This is a genomic window from Polynucleobacter sp. AP-Sanab-80-C2, from assembly GCF_035012965.1.
In the GTDB taxonomy this organism is placed as follows: domain Bacteria; phylum Pseudomonadota; class Gammaproteobacteria; order Burkholderiales; family Burkholderiaceae; genus Polynucleobacter.
In genome coordinates this window covers 306471-328512 of sequence record NZ_JAYGQS010000002.1, presented here as the reverse complement: position 1 = coordinate 328512, position 22042 = coordinate 306471, and the positions used below count along the sequence as shown (strand labels likewise).

General features: G+C 46.1%; 22 protein-coding genes and 2 tRNA genes. 8 read left to right on the top strand and 16 right to left on the bottom strand.

Annotation, left to right across the window (positions count from 1 at the left end; genetic code table 11):
- Nucleotides 1–22: 22 nt before the first annotated feature.
- Together VC178_RS04885 and VC178_RS04880 are read left to right on the top strand one after the other, a co-directional pair.
- Nucleotides 23–637: a DUF3106 domain-containing protein gene (locus tag VC178_RS04885; protein WP_323481770.1), complete on the top strand. Its 615-nt coding sequence runs from the start codon at nt 23–25 to the stop codon at nt 635–637.
- A 14-nt stretch (nt 638–651) separates the two neighbouring features.
- Nucleotides 652–1188 carry an RDD family protein gene (locus VC178_RS04880; protein ID WP_323481769.1) on the top strand — a complete coding sequence of 179 codons (537 nt, stop codon included), beginning with the start codon at nt 652–654 and terminating at the stop codon, nt 1186–1188.
- 6 nt (nt 1189–1194) lie between these two features.
- Here VC178_RS04880 and VC178_RS04875 read toward each other — a convergent pair whose 3' ends face one another.
- From VC178_RS04875 to VC178_RS04840, 8 genes are all read right to left on the bottom strand, one after another.
- A complete protein-coding gene (locus VC178_RS04875; protein WP_323481768.1) occupies nt 1195–3666 on the bottom strand; it encodes an ABC transporter permease in 2472 nt (823 codons plus the stop codon).
- A gap of 8 nt (nt 3667–3674) precedes the next feature.
- A complete protein-coding gene (locus VC178_RS04870; RefSeq protein ID WP_323481767.1) occupies nt 3675–4460 on the bottom strand; it encodes an SDR family oxidoreductase in 786 nt (261 codons plus the stop codon).
- A 55-nt stretch (nt 4461–4515) separates the two neighbouring features.
- The gene (locus tag VC178_RS04865; RefSeq protein WP_251370069.1) at nt 4516–5505 is read right to left on the bottom strand and encodes a tripartite tricarboxylate transporter substrate binding protein BugE; all 990 of its coding nucleotides are present in this window, start codon (nt 5503–5505) and stop codon (nt 4516–4518) included.
- A gap of 4 nt (nt 5506–5509) precedes the next feature.
- Nucleotides 5510–6136 carry a PqiC family protein gene (locus VC178_RS04860; protein WP_216127430.1) on the bottom strand — a complete coding sequence of 209 codons (627 nt, stop codon included), beginning with the start codon at nt 6134–6136 and terminating at the stop codon, nt 5510–5512.
- Entirely contained in the window at nt 6133–7065 is a 933-nt protein-coding gene (locus tag VC178_RS04855; RefSeq protein WP_216127428.1) for an MlaD family protein, read from the bottom strand. The genes VC178_RS04860 and VC178_RS04855 overlap by 4 nt, the downstream gene beginning before the upstream one ends.
- Nucleotides 7062–7847, bottom strand: coding sequence for an ABC transporter ATP-binding protein (locus tag VC178_RS04850; protein ID WP_323481766.1), 786 nt, complete (start codon nt 7845–7847; stop codon nt 7062–7064). The genes VC178_RS04855 and VC178_RS04850 overlap by 4 nt, the downstream gene beginning before the upstream one ends.
- Nucleotides 7847–9037: an ABC transporter permease gene (locus VC178_RS04845; protein WP_323481765.1), complete on the bottom strand. Its 1191-nt coding sequence runs from the start codon at nt 9035–9037 to the stop codon at nt 7847–7849. Before VC178_RS04845 ends, VC178_RS04850 begins: the two co-directional genes overlap by 1 nt.
- Before the next feature lie 90 nt (nt 9038–9127).
- A tRNA-Arg gene (locus tag VC178_RS04840) sits at nt 9128–9204 on the bottom strand.
- Between the two features lie 18 nt (nt 9205–9222).
- Here VC178_RS04840 and greB point away from each other — a divergent pair.
- Nucleotides 9223–9723: a transcription elongation factor GreB gene (gene greB, locus VC178_RS04835; protein ID WP_323481764.1), complete on the top strand. Its 501-nt coding sequence runs from the start codon at nt 9223–9225 to the stop codon at nt 9721–9723.
- Nucleotides 9724–9732: 9 nt separating this feature from the next.
- Here the strand turns inward: greB and VC178_RS04830 are convergent, their stop codons facing one another.
- The 4 genes from VC178_RS04830 to VC178_RS04815 are packed head-to-tail and all read right to left on the bottom strand — an operon-like array spanning nt 9733 to nt 14009.
- A complete protein-coding gene (locus VC178_RS04830; protein ID WP_416350535.1) occupies nt 9733–12147 on the bottom strand; it encodes a RelA/SpoT family protein in 2415 nt (804 codons plus the stop codon).
- Nucleotides 12148–12162: 15 nt separating this feature from the next.
- The gene (gene rpoZ, locus VC178_RS04825) at nt 12163–12366 is read right to left on the bottom strand and encodes a DNA-directed RNA polymerase subunit omega (RefSeq protein WP_011902918.1); all 204 of its coding nucleotides are present in this window, start codon (nt 12364–12366) and stop codon (nt 12163–12165) included.
- Nucleotides 12367–12410: 44 nt separating this feature from the next.
- A complete protein-coding gene (gene gmk / locus VC178_RS04820) occupies nt 12411–13049 on the bottom strand; it encodes a guanylate kinase (protein WP_323481763.1) in 639 nt (212 codons plus the stop codon).
- 30 nt (nt 13050–13079) lie between these two features.
- On the bottom strand, nt 13080–14009 hold the full coding sequence (locus VC178_RS04815) for a YicC/YloC family endoribonuclease (RefSeq protein ID WP_323481762.1): 930 nt from the start codon (nt 14007–14009) through the stop codon (nt 13080–13082).
- 42 nt (nt 14010–14051) lie between these two features.
- On the opposite strand from VC178_RS04815, the gene rph reads away from it, so the two are divergent.
- Genes rph through hemW form a run of 3 tightly spaced genes read left to right on the top strand, consistent with a single transcriptional unit; the run spans nt 14052 to nt 16595 of the window.
- The gene (rph, locus tag VC178_RS04810; protein WP_323481761.1) at nt 14052–14792 is read left to right on the top strand and encodes a ribonuclease PH; all 741 of its coding nucleotides are present in this window, start codon (nt 14052–14054) and stop codon (nt 14790–14792) included.
- A gap of 20 nt (nt 14793–14812) precedes the next feature.
- The gene (rdgB, locus tag VC178_RS04805) at nt 14813–15412 is read left to right on the top strand and encodes an RdgB/HAM1 family non-canonical purine NTP pyrophosphatase (RefSeq protein ID WP_323481823.1); all 600 of its coding nucleotides are present in this window, start codon (nt 14813–14815) and stop codon (nt 15410–15412) included.
- Nucleotides 15405–16595, top strand: coding sequence for a radical SAM family heme chaperone HemW (hemW, locus tag VC178_RS04800; protein ID WP_323481760.1), 1191 nt, complete (start codon nt 15405–15407; stop codon nt 16593–16595). The genes rdgB and hemW overlap by 8 nt, the downstream gene beginning before the upstream one ends.
- A gap of 30 nt (nt 16596–16625) precedes the next feature.
- On the opposite strand, the gene VC178_RS04795 is transcribed toward hemW, so the two are convergent.
- On the bottom strand, nt 16626–17423 hold the full coding sequence (locus VC178_RS04795) for an enoyl-CoA hydratase/isomerase family protein (protein WP_323481759.1): 798 nt from the start codon (nt 17421–17423) through the stop codon (nt 16626–16628).
- Nucleotides 17424–17432: 9 nt separating this feature from the next.
- Nucleotides 17433–18416 carry a tripartite tricarboxylate transporter substrate binding protein gene (locus VC178_RS04790; protein WP_323481758.1) on the bottom strand — a complete coding sequence of 328 codons (984 nt, stop codon included), beginning with the start codon at nt 18414–18416 and terminating at the stop codon, nt 17433–17435.
- A gap of 75 nt (nt 18417–18491) precedes the next feature.
- On the opposite strand from VC178_RS04790, the gene VC178_RS04785 reads away from it, so the two are divergent.
- Nucleotides 18492–19718 carry a CoA transferase gene (locus VC178_RS04785; protein ID WP_323481757.1) on the top strand — a complete coding sequence of 409 codons (1227 nt, stop codon included), beginning with the start codon at nt 18492–18494 and terminating at the stop codon, nt 19716–19718.
- Between the two features lie 27 nt (nt 19719–19745).
- Nucleotides 19746–20684: a hypothetical protein gene (locus tag VC178_RS04780; RefSeq protein ID WP_323481756.1), complete on the top strand. Its 939-nt coding sequence runs from the start codon at nt 19746–19748 to the stop codon at nt 20682–20684.
- A 40-nt stretch (nt 20685–20724) separates the two neighbouring features.
- Here the strand turns inward: VC178_RS04780 and VC178_RS04775 are convergent.
- Nucleotides 20725–20814 (bottom strand) — tRNA-Ser (locus tag VC178_RS04775).
- A gap of 34 nt (nt 20815–20848) precedes the next feature.
- Entirely contained in the window at nt 20849–21994 is a 1146-nt protein-coding gene (locus VC178_RS04770) for an NAD(P)/FAD-dependent oxidoreductase (RefSeq protein ID WP_323481755.1), read from the bottom strand.
- Nucleotides 21995–22042 lie beyond the last annotated feature (48 nt).

The window sequence follows — 22042 nt, the reverse complement described above, 5'->3', positions numbered from 1 at the left end:
CGTCGCTCATTAGTTACGCTCGATGCGTCATCCATTGAAGTCAATTACTGGCAACGCCTTGGTGGTTCTTGCAGCCTTCGGCCTGCTTCTCAGCACATCTACAACCTTTGCCCAAACCTCTAGCGGCGCGCCTCATGGCAAAACGACAGCTATACAAGCTAAAAAGCCTGATGGCACATGGGATGGATTAAATCCCACCCAGCAAAAAATCCTAGCGCCACTCGAAAGCGATTGGGATTACATGCTTCCCGATAGCCGTAAGAAATGGATTTATGTTTCTAACATTTATCCCAAAATGAGCGCGCAGGACCAAGAGCGACTCCAGTCTCGGATGACTAGCTGGTCAAACTTATCGCAAAAGGATCGGCGTATAGCACGTGAAAACTATTTGGCTAGCCTGAAGTTTCCAGCTGAGAAAAAAGCAGAGGCATGGAGTGCCTATCAAAAGCTGAGTGACGAACAGAAGAAAAAATTGGCTGAAATGGAGACCAAGAAAAAACCGAAACTTATTAATGCTCCTACCCTTCAGCAACACACCATCAAGCAAGACACCACGCCTCCTCCCCCAGCAGCAAAGCCCAGAGCAGCTATTCCCACTGAAGAGAGTTCTGCGCCTGCTGGCACAGAGCCCCAATAACTGATTACGACTGTATGACACCTGCAGAATTAAATGTTTTACCCTCGCCTCATTTTTGGCGGCGCGTTTCTTGTTGCCTCTATGAGCAACTCGTATTACTGGGTGTGATTGCTCTGACCTTTCTATTACCTAACTTAGGTCTAGGAATCATGTTTGGCGTTTCCTTACCAAGTTGGCTAACATTTCTCTACCTGTATGCCGTTCTTGGAATCTATTTTGTTTGGTATTGGACTAAGACTGGCCAAACTCTGGCGATGCAAACCTGGCGTATCCGGATGATCGGTAACGGCGGCTTTGCTTTGACGAAGCGGCAAGCATTATGGCGCTACATTTATGGCTCGCTCTGGATTATTCCTTGTGTCGTATTGCAATGGATGCTTCATCTAGAGAAATGGCAAATTATTGAAATGCTGTTTACCGTCGCTCTTTTTATATGGCCACTCAGCATTTATGTTGATCGCCGTGAACCTAGTCTGCGCCAAAGCTTTCCGGATCGGCTTGCAGGCTCAAAACTGGTAGTGCTTCCAAAGAACTTGGTAACTCTGACCTAAAGACTACTAGGCTTCTCGCAGACACTCGATCGCAGTAGCGCCTTGAATACGATTCTGAAAGCGATAGCCCGCAGCCATAGAGGCTATTACGCCAAAGGCCACGCCCATCAGTATCGCTTGAGCAAATGCATTAAATTCAATTTCCATAACAAAGCGTCCTAGTGCCCAAGCAGCCAGTCCCGCGGCAATGCCAGCTAAAAGACCAGCAGTAAAACCAATCACCAGTAATTCAATTCTGGCGATCTGTGTCAGCACTGCACGTGATGCGCCCATGGCCTTCAGTAATGCGGCATTTCGATAGCGTTCATCTTGCGTTGCTGCAATCGCGGCAATCAAAACCAAAATAGCGGCAACGATGGTGAAAGCAAATAATAAACCTAAGGCAGCAGATAATTTATTGAGCACATCTTGTATCTGCTTCAATGAAGCTGATACATCCACCAGAGTCAAATTCGGATAAGCCTGACTCAATTGAAAATCAAGCGTCTCTTTATTGGGATTTTGATAATATGAAGTAATCCAAGATTGTGGCAAAGCACTGAGTTGAGAAGGCGGCATGATCACAAAGAAGTTCACTCGCATTGATCCCCAATCGAGTTTACGCAACGAGGTAATGGGAGCGCTGATCTTTTCACCAGCTACTTCGAAGGTCATTTGGTCACCTAGCTTTAGCTTGAGTGTCTTTGCAATGCCGGTCTCTATCGATACTTGTGGACTATCTCCAGAAATCCATTTGCCAGAGACGATTCGATTACCTAGAGGCAATTGCTCCGTATACGAAAGATTAAATTCACGATCAATCAAGCGCTTGGCATTTTCTTCCGAATAATCTGCCGAAGAAATATCTCGGCCATTAAGCTCAACCAAGCGCCCTCTCACCATCGGAGAAAAATCCGGTTTAGATACTCCGCCCGCTTCAAGTGTCTGAGTAATACCTACCTTTTGATCACCCTGAATATTGATCATGAACCGGTTTGGCGCATCAACTGGGATATTGCCTTGCCAAGCATTTAATAAATCCTGCCGCAACAAGAGAATCATGAGAATGGCCATCATAGCGATACCCAAGGCGGTAATCTGCATCACTGCAAATCCCGCTCTACGTCCCATAGCTGTGATTGTGAATCGCAGTGCGAAGTTTTGCGGGTTGACTATGGATAAAAGCCAAAGTACTCCGCGAGCAGCAGCAGAGAAAATCACAATTGCTCCCGCAAAACTTAGTCCAACCCAAAGTGCCAACTTCCAATCTCGTGCAGCAACCCAAATTAAAAAAGCGCAGGTGGTAATTGCTAATAAAGCGACCCAAGCAGTAGCTAGCGTGGCTAGCTCAAACTCTTTTCGGATCAATCGCATGGGCGAGACGTTCGCTAGGCCCAGCAATGGCGGCCCCGCAAACCCAAATAATAGAACCCAAGTAAATAGGATGCTCCATAAAATAGGTCCGATTGAAATCGACGGCAAATTACCCAAAAGCAAATTACCTAATAAACCGGTAAGTATTTCTTGCACAAGATAGCCGAGCGTAGAACCCACAATTGCCGCAACCACACCCAGCGTTAGCAGAGTCTTGATTTGTTTTTTAAGGATGGCAGCCCTAGTTGCACCAAAGCACTTTAAAGCGGCACAAGCATCTGCCTGACCGACCATATAACGCCTTGCTGATAATCCAATGGCGACAGCTGCAATCATGGCGGTTAGTAAAGCAATTAAAGATAAAAATTGCTCGGCTTTCTCTAGAGTTTTGCGCATGGTAGGTTGCGCGTTTTCTAAAGTCTCAATTCTGAGACCGCGAAAATTTTGTGTTTCGATATATCGGTTAGCCCACTGTTGGTAAGCAGCGATTTGATTATCGGACCCAGCTAACAACAATCGATAAGTCACTCGACTACCTAGACTAATTAAACCGGTTGACTTAAGGTCATCCAAACTCATCATCACGCGTGGCGCAAAATTCATAAACGCTGCACCGCGATCCAATTCTCGCGTTAACACTCCGAAAATCAGAAACTGACGATCACCTAAGCGCAGTGAATCACCCACTTTGGTATGTAGATTCGTTAATAACGCTGGCTCTACAAAAACAGTGCCACTTACTGGACTTAAAGGCGGAGCTTGAGAATTGACTTGTTCCACTTGCAAGGAACCACGCAATGGGTATTCTGGACTGACTGCTTTGAGAGAGGCTAACTTACTATGCTCACCGGCAGTTGCCATACTTGGGAATACTACTGTCTGAGCAATGCGCAGTTGCCTACTTTGCGCCTCTTCAATCAATTGTGGCGGCAAAGGCTGATCAGCAGCAATCAGCAAGTCAGAGGCTAAGAGCTGGCGTGCATCAAATTCGAATGCGCGATGCATCCGATCTGCTAAAAAGCTAACGCTGGTTAAAGCACTCACAGAAATAATGAGCGCTACTAATAACCACTTCAGCTCTTTTGAGCGAAGGTCTTGTCGAATGCCCCGTAAGAAGCTAGTCAAAAAATAAATCAAACTGCCTGAATCTGGCCGCCATCAATCCGCATGACAGTGCCAGTAATAAAGGAAGCATTTTCGCTAGCTAAAAACGCTGCGGCGTCTCCGTACTCTTTTGGATCACCATAACGACCCATCGGAATTTGGCGCAAACTCGCTTTGACAACTTCTTCATAAGCAATACCTTCACGTTTTGCTCTAGCCTCATCTAATTGACGCAGACGATCTGTTGCAACTCGTCCAGGCATGATGACATTGACGGTGATGCCCTCTTTGGCTACTTCAGCGGCCAAGGTTTTAGACCATGCCAATAAGGCAGCTCTTAAGGTGTTTGAGATTGCGAGGTTTTTAATGGGGGCAATTGCCCCAGAGGTAGTACTCGTGATAATGCGACCCCATTTACGCTCACGCATGCCAGGCAAAACACGATCAGTAATAGCAATTAATGACAGCACCATATCGTTAAAACTCTTTTGCCACAGTGCTGGGTCTTGTCCAGCAGCGGGCGTAGGTGGAGGTCCGCCAGTGTTATTAATTAAGATATCAATCGGGCCAAGTTCCTTCTCAACCCTAGTGACCAAGCTATCAATCACAGAAGAGTCTGACAAGTCCCAATGGAGTGCTAGAGCAATGCCGCCAGCTGCCTCAATCAGCTCAACAGACTTTTGCAATCCCTCCGGACTGCGGCCTGTCACAGCAACCTTCACACCTTCGCGCGCAAGTGAAACTGCCATCGCTTGACCCAGTCCGCGGCTTGAAGCCATGACTAAAGCAACCTTACCTTTGATCCCTAAATCCATACTGTCCCCACCTATTTTGTTCTATAAAGTTCTATTTAATGCGTTAATTCAAATCTTAGTCTAAAGTCAGTTTTTGTTTTGCAACTACTTCTTTGTATACGGTGTATTCCGCCTTCATTTCTTTGGCAAAAGCTTCCGGCCCGTTAACGTTAATGATAGAGCCAGTATCCTCAATACGCTTTTTAACTGCTGGATCGGCAGTGACCACTTTAAGGGCAGCATAATACTTATCTACCACATCCTTCGAAATGCCTGCCGGACCCAACAATCCGTAATATGCCATGCGGTTTACTGGCGCCAAACCTACTTCAGAGAACGTTGGCACATGAGGTAATTGCGCCAAGCGCTTTGGAGCAGCAATCACAATTGGCACTAGCTTGCCATCCTTAATGAAAGGCAAAGAGGATGGTAAGTTATCAAAAATCATGGAGACTTGACCACCCACAGTGTCTGCTAATGCGGGACCTGCCCCACGATAAGGGATGTGAACAATAAACACGCCCGTTAAGCTTTTAAATAATTCTGTTTGCAGATGACCAATCCCGCCCGTACCAGAACTCGAATAAGAATACTTACCAGGGTTTGCTTTTAAGACCTCCATAAAAGTCTTGAAGTCTTTAGCAGGAAAAGCTGGATTCACGGCAATGATGTTCGGTGTCGCTGCAATATTACTTATAGCGGTGAAATCGGTAATGGGGTCGTAACCAATCCTAGAATTAATCGCTGGATTAGCTGCAGTAGTAGATACCGTTGCCATGCCGATGGTATAACCATCCTTGGGTGCGCGCATGACTTCAAGCGCGCCCACAGATCCTCCGCCACCGGCTTTGTTCTCGACAATCACCGGCTGACCTAATTGACGACCCAGCGCATCACCGACCGCACGCGCAATGATGTCGGTACTGCCACCTGGAGCAAAAGGAACTATCAGGCGTATTGGCTTATTAGGGAAAGTCTGTGCTTGGGCACCTGAAAATAAGCACAAGCTAAAAAATAAAGCTGCAAAGACGTTTTGCAGTATGACTCTCAAAGGAGTGAATTTCATTAACTTACTGTCCTATCGGTTTGGGTAGCTTGCCAGCATATTGATAGAGCTGTTCTTCGTACTGTTTGAAAATTTCAGCAAGGGCTTGTTGCTGACCCAATACAAGCGCTTCAGGAGTATTGTCTTTGAGAGGAATGCGCTTGGTGTAGCGATTTGCACCAATCAAGGGATTGGTTTTACTGCCATTGATTACAGTCAAAAAGAATTCCACGCTAACTACTGCTTCAGGTCTTACACGATAGTCGCCATAAAACTCGTTCACACTCGTTTGTAATGTGTAGTACGGGAAAAAACTATTGCCCTGTCCAACTGCTGCAGCAAAAATATTGGCATTGTTAAGCCATTGACGTTCAGCATTACCAATCATCTCCGATGGAATGGTTGAGTAAATATTGTAAAAATCTTTCTCATAGCGCTGATCACCCAAACGATAAACCAAAGACTTGCCATCATATGGAGCAGCAACAGAGACTGCCCCTACTTTTAGCCAAAAATCTGTTCTAGCCTGACGTGGTACACCAGTTCTCTCGGGCGAAACCATCCAGCTAGTGGGAGTGACAGGAGCCCTACTTGGTAAAGAACAAGCAGTTAGGCTAAGGGCAACAGCAATCAGAAAAATGCGCTTCATCATTTTTGAACTCCAGACTGGCCTTGAGTCCCATTCATGGGTAAGGAAATTTTTGCGGGAGGCTCGCCCCATATCAAGCTTGACGGCGATTGACTGGCAATACGAGAAAACTCATTTAGCTGTTCACTAGTCTGCTTCAGATTCTCAATAGTCAATTGTGTATCACCCTGCATGCTGGTAACTGTTTGGCGTAAGGCAACCATGGTTCCCACTAACTCACGCATGAGGATATTGAGCTCATCCTTATCGGTCACCTTAGCAATACGCTCAAGGATCACGTTCATGTCTTTCACAGAGCGAACTAATCCTTGATTGTCTTTACCATCACCCGCCATTAATGTATTGAGATTACCTAACAGCGCGTCAAATTTTTGTTGTGTGCCATCAATATTGATCTGGTTCATGGCATCAATCAGCTTTTGAATACCGCCAATGATTTGATCTGCCTGGTTAGGCAGGGAAGGAATCACAGGATACTCTGGCTTCCATTTGTAAGGCAAAGGCGGGAATGTGTCTACGTTTGGTGTGAAATTAAATTCAATGTAGTTCACACCAGTAATGCCTTGCGACTTTACCTGGGCACGTAAACTGTTTTTGACAAACTCCTTAATCAGATCCTCGTTGACCATTTCACCAAAGATCTGCATGCGGACGACAACATATTGGAGGCGATCGTGAAAAGGCACTTCCTTTTCGTAAAGATCCCCAGATAAACCAATAAAAGTAACCTGGCCGATCTTAACCCCTCTAAATCTCACTGGAGCACCAGTATCCAGACCTGTTACAGACTGTTTAATATAAGTCTCAATGGTGAAAGACTTTTTGAAAATTTGGCCTGAACCAAAAATCAAAATCACGGTGAGGAGCACGCCGATGGCGCCAAGCACAAAAACGCCTAAGCGGAAGTAATTAGGATTGGAGTTATTACTCATGCTGCGTCCTTAGTCGTAATGCGATTAAAGAATTGATGCACGCGAGGATCGGTGCTGGTATCACGTAATACTTTTGGGTCACCTTCGGCAATGATGCCTTTCGCGGCTTTATCCAGCATGATCACCTTATCTGCAATGGCATAAATACTAGCCAATTCATGCGATACGATAACAAAGGTAATGCCAAGGTTTTTAGATAGATCCATAATAGTTTGATCTAAGTCCGCCGAAGTAATTGGATCGAGACCGGCTGAGGGCTCATCCAAAAAAAGTATCTTAGGGTCGAGTGCCATAGCTCGTGCGATCGCTGCTCGCTTTTGCATGCCGCCACTAATCTCACTAGGCATGTAAGCCTCATAAGGCAGTAATCCAACCCAATCTAATTTACACCGCGCCAAAAGATTCATTTGGTCTTGCGTTAATTGGGTATATTCCTGCATGAATAATGTGACGTTATCAAGCAGGTTCATCGAACCAAATAAAGCGCCTTGTTGATACATCACCCCAAAGCTCGTCATGATTTTTTGGCGATCAGCACCCTGCGCTGCAGTGATATTTTGCCCTTCAATCAACACGTCACCTGACAAGGGCTGATATAAACCAAAGAGATTCTTAAGAAGACTAGATTTGCCGCAGCCTGAGCCACCCAAAATCACAAAAATCTCGCCGTTATTCACGGTGAAGTTGAGATCTTTCATTAATACGTTAGAGCCATAGCCGACAGTCAGGTTTTGGACATCGATAGCATAAGAGCTCTTTGAAGTGGTCACTGGTGCGTTCATCAGAAACCTGTCTCATACGAGATAAAAGCAAAAATACCGTCAACCAAGACGATCATCACGATACTACTCACTACCGCGCGCGTGGCTGAGATACCTACTGCTGCTGCACCAGTGCCTGTTTGCATGCCCCTCAGACATCCCATCGCAGAGACCACCACACCAAATAAAGTAGCCTTAATCAGTCCTGAAAGGATATCTTCTACATCAATGGCACTCAACATGCCATTATAAAAATTAATAAAGGGGATGCCATATATCAACATCGTTAACATCGACGCAAAGATGCTCACGATATCGGCAAAGAGTGTCAATATCGGCGCAACTAAAATACCAGCGAGTACTCTTGGAACTACCAAGAAACGAATTGGACTGAGTCCACCCGATACCAAAGCATCGACTTCGCTATTGACTGTCATCGTGCCAATCTCAGCAGCAAATGCTGCAGAGGATCGACCTGCTAACAAGATTGCGGTGATTAAAGGACCCATTTCACGGACGATTCCCAATGCCGCCAAGGGACCTACAAAAGAGGTAGCGCCAAACTGTTCCATGCCAATCGCAGCCTGAAAAGAAAGGATGACACCAATCAGGAAGGCCACCAGCCCCACAATAGGTAGCGCAGCAACACCCGCCTCAACAGCAGCATTTACAAAATCGCCCCAGCGTACTTGTTTGATATGACGTATAGACCAAACCAAATCAGCAGCAAGGTGACCGGTAAACGTGATGAGCCCACGTGCATCATCAATAATATTTTGTGCAGCGATACCAGTGCTAACAATGAAACTTCGTTTTGGCTTAACTACTGGAACTGGAAATAAATGAGAGATCGGATCAAACTCATTGAGCAGCGGTTGGTAACGAGAGTCTAATCCGACTAAATCAAACTGTGCACCGGCTTTTTGTTGCACCTCTTCAATTCCAATCAAAAAAGCAATGCCCGCACCATCTAAGGAAGTGACTTGTGATGCATCAAAGGTCAATGTTGCCGTTTTGATATTGGCTGGGGAGATTTGCGCTAACCAAGCGTTTTGCGCCGAGCGCATCTGAGTCCACACGCCACCTAAGCTATAGACATTGACTATGCCACTAAGCGCAATCTTGGCACGAGAGGAATCAATTTGTGACCAGACTGCCACTGGAGTGCTGGATGCTATAGAAACAGTGGAAATAGTGTCAGAAACGCTCATTTAGAGACTATAAGGTATCTAGAGGAAAGCTTTGTGAATTGCGCCAAAATGAAAAAGGGCCCAGTTTTTCAACTAGGCCCCTATATGAGGTGGTGCGGCTGGCAGGAATTGAACCCACGACCCCTTGGTTCGTAGCCAAGTACTCTATCCAGCTGAGCTACAGCCGCAACAGCCATAATTATGCCATGGAAGAGAAGAACTACATTACCCCAGCCGGTCACGAGCGGATCAAAGCCGAGCTATTGCAGCTCTTAAACCTTGATAGGCCGGAGGTTGTTAAGGTGGTCCACTGGGCAGCAAGTAACGGCGACCGCTCAGAAAACGGGGACTATATCTATGGAAAAAAGCGACTACGGGAGATCGATCGGCGGATTCGTTTCTTAAACAAACGGCTTGAATTTGCCGTAGTAGTCGACAATTCTGCTCGAAAATCCGGTGATGCGGATGCCGAACAGATTTTCTTTGGAGCAAGCGTGACGTACTCACCGCTGGAAGGTAAAGATGTCGGCAAAGAAACTACGATCACCATCGTTGGTGTTGATGAAGTTGATTTAGAGAAAAATCATGTCAGTTGGGTTTCGCCGATAGCTCAGGCACTGATTAAAGCCAGGCTTGGTGACTGTGTCTCGATTCAAACACCTAATGGTCCTACTGAAATAGAAATCCTAGAGGTGCAATATCCTTAGGTGAACTTTTTAAAGTACGCGAGTACGGGTAACGCGCATGACATCAGGATTAGCCCGTAAACTGCGCATGACTTTAGATAAGTGCAGTCGATCATAAACTTGGATCGTAAAGCGAATGGTGACCGAGTCTTCCTTGAAGCGATCATCCATAGATACATTCATGATGTTGGAATCTGCAGAAGTCACGCTACTAGCCACCCGGGCCAATACCCCCTTACCTTGGCGCGTATCAATTGCTAAGTCAACCTCAAACTCCCGATTGAGTTCTTTACTCCACTCAACTTCCACCCACTTATCACCGTCTTTAGATAGCATACGTAAGGCAATAGGACAGTCATTAATATGCACTTGTAAACCTTCGCCTTTGCCAAGGTAACCAATAATATTGTCGCCAGGAATAGGATGACAGCAGGATTGAAAACTAATCGAGTTACCTTCGCGACCATCGACTAGGATTGCTTGAAGCTGATGATGGTGTGTTTCTTGATGGGGGGCCACCCAATCTACCGCGCCAAGACGCATCTGTTCGCCGCCACCCTCGTCATCCACTAAAATTTTGAGACGAATCGCCAGCTCTTGGGGTGAGCGACGACCCAAAGCAATATTGACGCAGGCTTCCTCACGTGTTTTATCACCCGTCCAATGCATGAGCTTCTCCCAAACCTCAGGACTCAGCAATCCAGCATCTACTCCTTGTTGACGCAAACTATTTGCAAGCAATCTTTCGCCCAACTGGAGAGATTCTGAATAGTGCTTAGTTTTGAGTGAATGGCGAATCGAAGCACGCGCTTTACCGGTACGAACAAATGCCAACCAACCGGGATTAGGTTGAGAATTGGCTGAGGTCACCACCTCAATGATGTCGCCATTCTTAAGTTCGCTTCGTAGTGGTAATTGCAAGCCATTGATTTTGACTGCTACACAAGTATTGCCTAAATCGCTATGAATAGAGTAAGCAAAGTCTAAGGCAGTTGCACCCCGCGGGAGCGCACGAATTTGCCCTTTTGGTGTGAATACATAAACTGCATCAGGAAATAAATCAATCTTGACGTGTTCTAAGAATTCTTGAGAGTCGCCGCTACTATCCTGAATATCAATCAGGGACTGTAACCATTGGTGAGCGCGATTTTGTACCTCGCTCATATCGGGAGAGCCGTCTTTATAAGCCCAGTGAGCCGCGACACCTGCTTCTGCTACAGCATGCATATCGGTTGTACGTATCTGAAACTCTACCGGTACACCAGATGGGCCGAGCAAGGTGGTATGCAAAGATTGATAGCCATTCAATTTTGGAATCGCAATGTAATCCTTGAATTTGCCAGGCATGGGCTTATATAGCGAATGTAGGATTCCGAGCGCGCGATAACACTCGTCAATACTGCTCACAGTGACACGGAATGCATAGACATCTAAAACTTGGGAGAAGCTCACATGCTTACTACGCATCTTGTTATAGATACTATATAAAGTCTTCTCACGGCCTCGAAGATCAACATCTAAGTTTGCTTTTGCAAACGCCATACGTGAAGTCTGCAAAATCTTTTCAACCATTTCTTTACGGTTACCTCGGGCACGTTTAACAGCACCCTCAATGACACGAAATCGCATCGGCATGGAATAACGAAAGCTAAGATCTTGCAAATCTCGATAGATAATATTTAAACCAAGACGGTGAGCAATCGGCGCATAAATCTCAATGGTCTCAGCGGCTACCCTGCGGCGCTTTTCCATCGGTACAGCGTCTAGGGTGCGCATATTGTGGGTGCGGTCGGCCAACTTCACCAAAATCACACGGACATCGCGCGCCATCGCCATGAACATTTTACGGAAGCTCTCCGCTTGCGCTTCTGCATGACTCTGAAACTCGAGCTTATCGAGTTTGGTAAGACCTTCAACCAGCTCTGCAACTTTGGTGCCAAACTTTTCCACCAGATCTGCTTTAGTACTACCCGTATCTTCAATCACATCATGCAAGAGCGCAGCCATGATCGAGGGCGCATCTAAACGCCATGTAGCACAAAGCTCTGCTACCGCTACTGGATGAGTAATGTATGGCTCACCACTATGGCGGTATTGACCTAAGTGAGCCGCATCAGAAAACTGAAAGGCTTTTTTAACTTGCGTGATTTCTTCAGGCTTGAGATAACTCAACTTAGAGAGCAGACCCTCAATCGATACAACTTGATGCTTTAGAGGAAGACTCGGTGCCGAAGTAGGCCCGAATAAATGGCGGCTAGATTGCGCCAATAAACTCGCTATAACGGACTTCTTACCGTTTTGATTGCTGGCAATAATGGGCGTATCTGATGGGGTACTTAAAAGATCTACAGGAAAATCAGTTTGCACAACCCCTAAGGAGACCTCATTGGGCGAGACCCCTCCTACTAATTCCGATGTCTTGGTCGTTCCTAAAGGGAGCTCCACACCGGAACTCCTTTATTACAAAGGAACTTTGGTCAACATGTCACGGTCAGTTACACCAGCGGCTACTTCACGCAAAGCAACAACCGTAGCTTTATCTCTGGACTCAACACGTGGGGAGTGACCTTGAACTAATTGACGTGCGCGATAGGTCGCAGCCAATACCAGTTCAAAACGATTAGGAATGGTTTTAAGGCAATCTTCTACAGTAATACGGGCCATGCTGAACTCACTTAATTTAGCTTCAATACCTATAGGATAACTGATTAGACCCCAAGGCGCCTTAAAAGAGCTGGATTTCGGGCCATACTGGGTCCAGAACGAAGGCGACTGGAGGTCAAAATATGTTTTAGGTCCATCAGGGCCTGGTCAAAAGAATCATTCACCACAATGTAATCTGCCTCGTGGGCATGCATTAGCTCTATATGCGCTGCTGCTAAACGCCTCTGAATCGTCGCTTCATCATCTTGCCCTCTTTTGCGTAAACGCTCTTCTAAAGCTTCTATCGAGGGCGGAAAAATAAAGATCCACTGTACAGAGGGAATCAGTTTCCGAATCTGTTGCGCCCCCTGCCAATCAATCTCCAGCATGACATCGCTACCAGCTTGCATTTGAGATTCAATCCAAGGTTTTGAAGTTCCATAAAAATGGCCATGCACTTCTGCCCATTCTAAAAAGTGACCTTGATCTCTTTCAGCAATGAACTCTTCTTTAGTAGCAAATAGATAATCTTTACCGTCGACTTCACCAGGTCTTGGTGCGCGGGTTGTAGTGGATAAAGAAAGCTTGAGACCTGCATCTTCTTTTAGTAAGGCATTCACTAAAGATGACTTGCCTGCGCCAGAGGGCGCAACAATCATCAGCATGCTGCCTTGATAAGAAGGGGTCAAAATAGAATTAGTCATCAATCAATGGTATGAATTACGAATTATTCACTATTCTAGGTTTTGCACTTGCTCGCGCATTTGCTCAATCAACAGTTTGAGCTCTAAAGCAGCTTGGGTACATTCCTCCGAAACAGACTTAGAGCTTAAGGTATTGGCCTCACGATTAAGTTCTTGCATCAGAAAATCCAAACGCTTACCAACCGGACCTTTACCAGCCAGAGCAGTATCAACTGCTTGCAGATGAGTCTTGAGTCTTGCAAACTCTTCAGCAATATCAATTCGCACCGCATAGAGAACGACCTCTTGTCGAATACGCTCCATGAGCTCAGTACCAGACTTAGCTTGTTCTTGGGCAGCTAATGCTTCAGATAGGCGTTCGGTTAGCTTTTTTTGATACTGAGAAACGTATTCTGGAACCTTGGGTTCAATTACCTTCACGATCTCGCGCATCTTGCTAGTGATATTGGTTAGCACACCAACCAGCGCTTTACCTTCAGAGTTGCGACTTTCTATCAGCGCCTCTAAGGCAGCACGACCCGCCTCCACCGTTGCAGCAATCCAACCTTCTTCTTCACCTCGTGGCTCTGAAACAATGCCTGGCCAACGCAGGACTTCGGCAATACTAAGCTCTTGGGCTTTCGGAAATGCTTCCTGGGCTTTCTCTTGGAGGGTGTAGAGTGCATCCAGGCGATCTTGCTGAAGCGCCCCTAGCGCATGAGGATTACTCTTAGCCGCACCAGCAGCACCGCTATTGACTCGCCATGCTGCCCGAAACTCTACCTTGCCCCGAGAAAGACTATGGGTCGCCATTTCACGTAAGGCAGGTTCAGCTCCTCGGCACTCATCCGGAAGACGAAAGCCTAAATCCAGAAAGCGGCTGTTTACAGCCCGACATTCCACCTGCAGATCAGCTACAACGCCAGCCCCTAGGGAGACTTGGCGAGAAGCGCTGCCATAACCAGTCATGCTCGATATCATATGGACATTGTAGATTCTTTATAGCCACTTTAGGACAAACCCATGAGCAGCCCATATTCAGCCAATATCTCTCGTCCCAGCGGGCGTAAGCCCAAAGACTTGCGCCCTGTCACGATCTCTAGAAGCTTTACCAAGCATGCTGAAGGTTCTGTGCTGATTGCCTTTGGTGATACCAAGGTTTTGTGTACTGCCAGCATTCTCGATAAAGTGCCGCCCCACAAACGTGGCTCAGGTGAAGGCTGGGTCACAGCAGAGTACGGCATGCTGCCTCGATCCACTCATACTCGCAGCGATCGTGAAGCAGCCCGCGGCAAACAATCGGGTCGTACTCAAGAAATCCAGCGTCTCATCGGTCGCACCATGCGCAGCATCTTTAATTTAGAAATCTTGGGTGAACGTACCATCCATTTAGATTGCGATGTTTTGCAAGCCGATGGTGGTACCCGTACCGCTTCTATCACTGGCGCTTATGTAGCTGCGCGTGATGCCGTCAATCAATTACTCAAAAGTGGTGCACTCACTCAAGACCCCATCATCGATAGCGTAGCCGCAATTTCCGTTGGCATCTATCAAGGCGTTCCCGTCTTGGATTTAGATTACCCAGAGGATTCTTCTTGTGATACCGATATGAATGTGGTCATGACCGGTAAAGGCGGCATGATTGAGGTACAAGGTACTGCAGAGGGCGCAGCATTCTCTAGAAGTGAACTGACTGCCCTATTAGATTTAGCGGAGCAAGGCATTCAAGAGCTGACTCAATTACAGATTGATGCATTGAAATGAATAGAGAATAAACAAGCATGATCCAAAAGCTGGTTCTCGCATCCAATAACGCTGGCAAGGTACGGGAGTTTCAGGCACTTCTTGCGCCCTTAAATTTCCAAGTCATTCCCCAAGGCGAATTGGGCATCCCCTCCGCAGAAGAACCTCATCACACTTTTATAGAGAATGCGCTTGCTAAAGCACGTCACGCTAGCGCAGCTAGCGGTCTGCCGGCATTGGCTGATGACTCTGGCATTTGCGCACATGCATTAAATGGTCAACCTGGCGTTTTATCAGCGCGTTTCGCTGGAGAGCCAGCGAATGATGCTGCTAATAATCAAAAGTTAATTCAGGAATTAAAGGGGCAAATCAATCGCGGCGCACATTATGTTTGCGCTTTAGTATTTGTCATCAGCGCTGATGATCCAGAACCCATGATCTTACAAACGCGGTGGTATGGAACATTAATTGACGATCCAAAAGGTACTAATGGCTTTGGCTATGATCCGTATTTCTTTCTGCCAGAATTAGGCCTTACAGCCGCAGAGTTGGAACCCGAGAAGAAGAATGCCATTAGCCATCGTGGTCAAGCCTTGCGCGAGCTGATTATTCAATTGAAGACTCGATCTAGTCGTGCCTAAGTTGCAAGCCAATGCTGTTTCGCTAACAGCACTTCCTCCTTTATCCCTCTATATCCACTTCCCTTGGTGTGAAAAGAAGTGTCCTTATTGTGATTTCAACTCCCATCAGATTAAAGAAGCGACCGGTAATAAGTCTGGCTTTGATGAGCAGCGCTACATCAAAGCATTGATTGCTGATCTAGAAACTGAGCTTCCCAATATATGGGGTCGACAAGTACACAGTATTTTTATTGGTGGTGGTACACCCAGCCTCTTATCACCCGAAGGTATGGATGAATTACTCTCTGCCATTCGTGCTCGCATCAATTTAGATGCAGATGCTGAGATCACGATGGAGGCCAATCCTGGATCAATTGAGGCTAATAAGTTTGCCGCTTTTGCGAAGTGTGGCATCAACCGAGTATCTATAGGTATACAAAGTTTTCAAGATGAGCAACTCAAGGCTTTGGGGCGCATTCACAATGGCGAAGAAGCTAAACGGGCTATTCAGATTGCTTTAGATAACTTCAAATCGGTCAACCTAGATCTGATGTATGGCTTACCCAATCAAAGTCTCGAGGCTGCAAAGGCTGACGTAGAGACTGCCCTATCCTTCAAGACACCTCATTTATCTTTTTACAATCTCACACTAGAGCCTAATACTTACTTCGCTAGCTTTCCGCCAAAGCTACCCAATGATGATGAAATTGATGCCATCTTTGAACAGAATCTCGATCTACTAGCTAAGGCTGGCTACAAGCGCTACGAAGTTTCTGCTTATGCCAAGAAGGATCAAGAGTGCAAACACAATCTCAATTATTGGCGCTTTGGTGACTACATTGGCATTGGTGCTGGTGCCCATGGAAAAATTTCTTTCCCAGATAAAGTTACCCGTCAAGTACGAGAGCGTCATCCAGATACTTATATGTCTGCTATGGAAGGCAAAGGCAATGCCTTGATTGAATCCAAGGAGATTGAGACTAAAGATCTACCTTTTGAATTTATGCTCAACACCCTGCGCTTGACCGATGGTGTTGACACCAATACCTTTAGTGAGCGCACTGGTCTGCCTTTAAGCGTCATTAGCAAAGGCTTAGCCGAAGCAAGCAAAAAAGGCTTGTTGGATGAGAACCCCAGCAAGCTCAAAGCCACAGCATTAGGCTTGCGCTACTTAAATAATCTGCAAGAGGTATTTTTAGATTGAGCTGATTTGCTCATCTGACTTACATTCTAATTACTTGCCAACCCAAATTGGTGGCTCACCCTTTAAAAACGAAGCTACGCCGTTTTTGAAATCATCGCTGCCGTAAGTTTCACGAATCAGGTCTTGGCAGTCTGGAAGTTGATTGGCAATAATCCTGACCATCGCGAGCTTGCTGGCTTTTTGCGTAATCGGAGCGAGTTTAGATAGGCGCTCAGCTAAAATGTCTGCTTGATTGCCAAGCCGATCAGCATCATGCGTAGCCAGCAAGTAACCCTGAGCATGCAACTCCCTAGCCGAAACCATCTCAGCCAAGAGAAGCATGCGCCTAACAATATTCATACCCATATGAGCGGCTAACCAGGCGATATTGCCGGGATAAAGACAATTACCAAGAGTTCTAGCAATGGGAACACCAAACTTGGCATCTGGCGTGGAGATCCTAAAATCACAGCAAGTCGCAATTGCTAGGCCACCGCCGACTGCCATGCCATCAATTACAGCAATGGTTGGGATCGGAAGTAATGCTAAGGGGTTGAGATAGTCATGTATTGCCTCTTCATATCGAATACCATCTTCCCCATCTTTAAAGCTAGTGAATTGAGCGATGTCACTACCCGAGACAAAAGACTTGCCGCCTGCACCCCGAAAGATAGCAACACGAATGCTTGGATTCTTGGCAAGATCCTCACAGATTGTTTTGAGACTTTGGTACATCTCAACCGTCATCGCATTGCGCGCAGCGACATGATCAAAGGTAATGTACGCAATCTTGTCGCGCAACTCGATAGTGACTTGTGCGACCTTAGCGTCCAGCTCTTTTTGTGTCATGCGTGAAACTTATTCAGCCTTGATGTTCAGGCTCTTGACCAAACGTTGGTACTTAGCAAGCTCAGCTGTTAAAAAGAGGCTAAATGCTGCCGGTGTTACTGGGCCTTCAGGTTGCAAGCCTTGCGAATCTAATGTTTTCTTAATTTGAGGGTCAGCCATTGCTGATTTGACAGCCTGGTCAATCTTATTCACAACTACTGGATCCATTCCTTTTGGCCCCATGATGGAATACCAGTTAGTCACATCAAAACCAGTGATGCCTACCTCGTTGAAGGTTGGAACATTGGGAAGAATCGATAAACGCTTAGGTGTTGAGATTGCCAAGGCTTTTAAGCTACCGTCTTTAATTTGCTGTAAGTTCGGCGGTAAAGTGTCAAAGTTCATCGTGATTTGACCACCGAGTAAATCAATAATGGCTTGGCCACTACCTTTGTATGGCACGTGATTGATCTGAATACCTGCAATTTTTCCAAACAAAGCACCAGCTAAGTGTTGAGTACTGCCAATACCAGAGGAGCCATAAGTCATTTGACCTGGGTTGGCTTTGGCTAATGAGATGAGCTGCGCTACTGAGTTCACCGGTAATGAAGACTTTACGACTAAAACGTTTGGTACATAACCGAGATAGGTAATTGGCGTGAAATCTGTCGCTGGGTTGTATGGCACATTAGTCAATACAAATGGTGCGATTGCATTGGAATTGGAATGCCCCACTAACAAGGTATAGCCATCCGGAGTAGATTTAGCGATCTGGTCTGCAGCAATCGTTCCCGCAGCACCTGATTTGTTTTCCACAATCACACTCTGACCAAGAATCTCACTCATTTTTGGGGCAATGGCACGAGCGACAATATCAGTGCCGCCACCAGGAGCAAAACCGACAATCAAGCGAATCGGTTTTGTTGGAAAGGACGCTTGTGCAAGAGCGAGCCATGAATAAGCTCCTAGCGCTAATGTCACTAAGCTACGAAGCGCCCAGGGTTTCAGGAACATAATGCCTCCAATATTGTTTTATTGTGTTTGATACTATTAGAACTTCATTCTAAACATATATAAACCATCGAGACAATGACGAAAACACCTACGAAAGCAGGTACTAAACCCCTTCCCCTTTCTGGAGTGAGAGTGCTGGATGTGAGCCAAGTGATGGCTGGCCCCTACTGCTGCATGCTCTTGGCTGACTTGGGCGCTGACGTCATCAAGATTGAACCACCGGGCACTGGTGATCAAACTCGAGCTGCCATGGGGTTTAAGATGAAAGGCTCAGATAGCATGGGCTTTCTGAATATGAATCGCAATAAACGCAGTCTTACCCTCAACCTCAAAACAGAAGCAGGGAAAAAAGTATTCTTTGAGCTTGTTAAAACTGCCGATATCTTAGTGGAGAACTATCGCCCCGGCGTGATGAAAAAACTCGGGATTGACTACCCCACGCTGCAAAAGATCAATCCCGGCTTGGTCTATGCCAGCATCTCTGGCTTTGGACAAACAGGACCCTGGGCAGATCGTCCTGGTTTTGATTTAATGGCGCAAGCCATGTCCGGCGTGATGAGTGTTACTGGCTACCCCGATGGTCCGCCAGTTAAGGCGGGCGTGCCAGTAGCTGATATCGGTTGCGCTCTGTTTGCGGTTTATGGAATTTTGTCTGCCTATATTGGCAAAACCAAATCGGGTGAGGGGCAATTTATTGACGCCTCCCTATTCGATTCTGCATTAGCGTTTTCTATTTGGGATACGGCGCAATACTGGGGAACGGGTGTTGAGCCCTATAAATTGGGCACAGCCAATCATATGAGCGCTCCTTACCAAGCTATGAAAGCCTCTGATGGCTACTTCGTGATGGGTGCTACTAATCAAAAACTTTGGAAGCTTCTTTGTGAAAAGATTGGACGCTCAGAACTCTTTGAGGATGAGCGCTTTAAAACCAATCCTCTACGCTTAGCCAATCGTCTTGAGTTGGCTGCTGAACTTGAAAAAACGTTTATCAGTAAAACGAGTGATGAATGGGTGGATACTTTATTAGCTGCAGGCATTCCAGCGGGTCCGATCAATACTTATCCGCAGGCCTTTAATAGCGAGCATGGTCGCCATCGTAATATGCGCATGGAAATTGATCACCCAATTGAAGGCAAGGTTCCTAATATTGGTTTTGCAGTCAAGCTGATGGGTACGCCGCAACAAGTTCATAAGCATCCCCCTTTATTGGGTGAACATACTAGTGAATTATTAGCAGAGCTTGGTATTACTGGTGATGAACTCAAGGCGCTCGAAGCTGGCGGGGCATTTAAACCATAGATTGTGGTGTTTTATATTTACCCATCAGTGAAACATTTATTCTTATTATTCCTATATCTTTTATGCATCACGCATCCTGTGAATGCGCAGACACCCCTTCAGGATGCGGGCACCAACTATTTAAAAAAGCGTGCAGATGCTTTGATGACGATCACTGGGTACTCGCTCACACCAGATGTCACCACAGGAAATCTAAAAATCAATTCAAGCAGCAGTGGTAGATCTGACTTACAAATGACTTCACTAGGCGGAGGAGATCGTATTAGCGCCAATTTCCCACTCTATATAGAAGGAACAATAGCATTCAATCGCTATAACCCAACATTTACTGACGGGGTTGGCAATAGCTCTGTGAACATACCCATGTATTGGAATAGCATCACTGGAACAGGCGGTATCGGCTGGGACTTCCCTATTACAGATCAATTACGTTTTAGGCCCATAGCTAATGTCATGCTTGGACATTTAGAAAGTGATGCTTCTATTGCCACACGTTATATAAATAATAATCGTGACATCAATTTACAGTTTATTAATAGTGGTCGGATGAACTCCTATGGACTAGGAGGATCGGTAATGCTTGATTATGAGAACTACAAACCTGATCAAGAAATTGATATCGAACTGCGTTACACCAATATTGGCATTCAAACTTTTGATAGCTCCACTGCAGTTCAGGGATCCGCCGATTCACAAAGTCTATCGTTTTGGGGACGCAGCAGAATTCCCACGCCTTTTATGGCACTAGACAGACCGCTCAGAGCAGTTTTTGAAGTAGCCAATACTCAATTTTTAGGCGATTTACGTGGAACACTCGGATTTAGCTCGCTGTCGTCTCTCGGAACTGGCATTGAGCTGGATCGAAGTGCATCTGATCCCATATTTAGCAGGATACGTCTTGTATTCCGCTACCAGTTCGGCCTGAATGTGAGAGGTACTTCAATTGGCTTGGCAGCCAGTTTCTAAATCAAAAAAGGGCTACTGAGCCCCTTTTCATTTGATATTTTGGCGGAAGAGGTGAGATTCGAACTCACGGAGGACTTTCATCCTCGCCAGTTTTCAAGACTGGTGCATTCAACCGCTCTGCCACTCTTCCATTCTCTGGAATCAGATTTGATTCAAGCCCTAGATTATAAAGACTTTTTGATTTGCTCTTCTAAATGCTTCGCAATAGCAAGGCTAGAAGTGAGCCCTGGGGACTCAAAGCCATAAAGGTTGTAGAGCCCATGCAGGCCATGGTCTTGTGGACTATTGAAGCAAAAGTCTCCTGCTGGAGTATTAGCAGGAACAATTTTGGCTCTTACCCCAGAGTAATCAGGTTGCAAGGAACCATCTTTAAGGTCTGGCCAATAGCGTCTCACAGCCTCATAGAAGCCCTCTCCTCGCTTTGGGTTAACGGTGTAATCAATTTGCTCTTCAGCATCAATATCCAACCATTCCACATCAGGCCCAAACTTGGCTTGGCCAGCCATATCTAAAGTCAGATGAACTCCTAAACCTCCAGGCTCCGGAATGGGATAAATCAAATGCGTGAATGGTGATTTTCCAGATAAAGAAAAGTAGTTACCTTTTGCAAAATAGGCTTTAGGTATTTGCTCTTGCTTGAGTCCTTCAATTTTGTGAGCTACTGCTGGCGCACTCATACCGGCGCAATTGATGAGTAACTTTGTCTGAATTCTCATGCTATCAGCGCCATCGGCAGCACCAACAAGTAATTCATATCCACCTTCCGCATTTTTGCCAACAGGCTTCACACTTACTAATGGTGATTGATAGGCGACCATACCACCCGCATCTTCAAAGCCACCCAACAGCGAGAGCATATAACTATGGCTATCGACAATACCGGTAGTGGCAGACAAAATCGCTGCCACACATCTGAGTTTAGGCTCTAGCGCTAATGCTTCATTACCTGAAATCATTTTGATCTCTGGTACGCCATTATTTTGGGCTTTGTAGAGAATCGCTTGCAAGTCATCAATTTGCGTTTCATCAGCAGCGACAATGAGCTTGCCGTAAGGTTGAGTGGCTACTTGATGACTGCGGCAATAGTCATAGAGTAGGCGATTCCCTTCTACACAAAGTTTGGCTTTGAGTGAGTCCTTGGGATAGTAGATGCCGGCATGAATCACCTCGCTATTTCGGGCGCTGCTGATAGTGCCAAACGCACTTTCGCGCTCAAGTAAGATGGTCTCGCGACCTTGAAGTGCCATTTCACGGGCGACAGCGAGTCCGACAACACCAGCACCCACTACAACACAATCAACCTGCTCCATCCATCCCCGCCTATATTCGTTTTGTCTATTTACTTACTTGCTGATCTA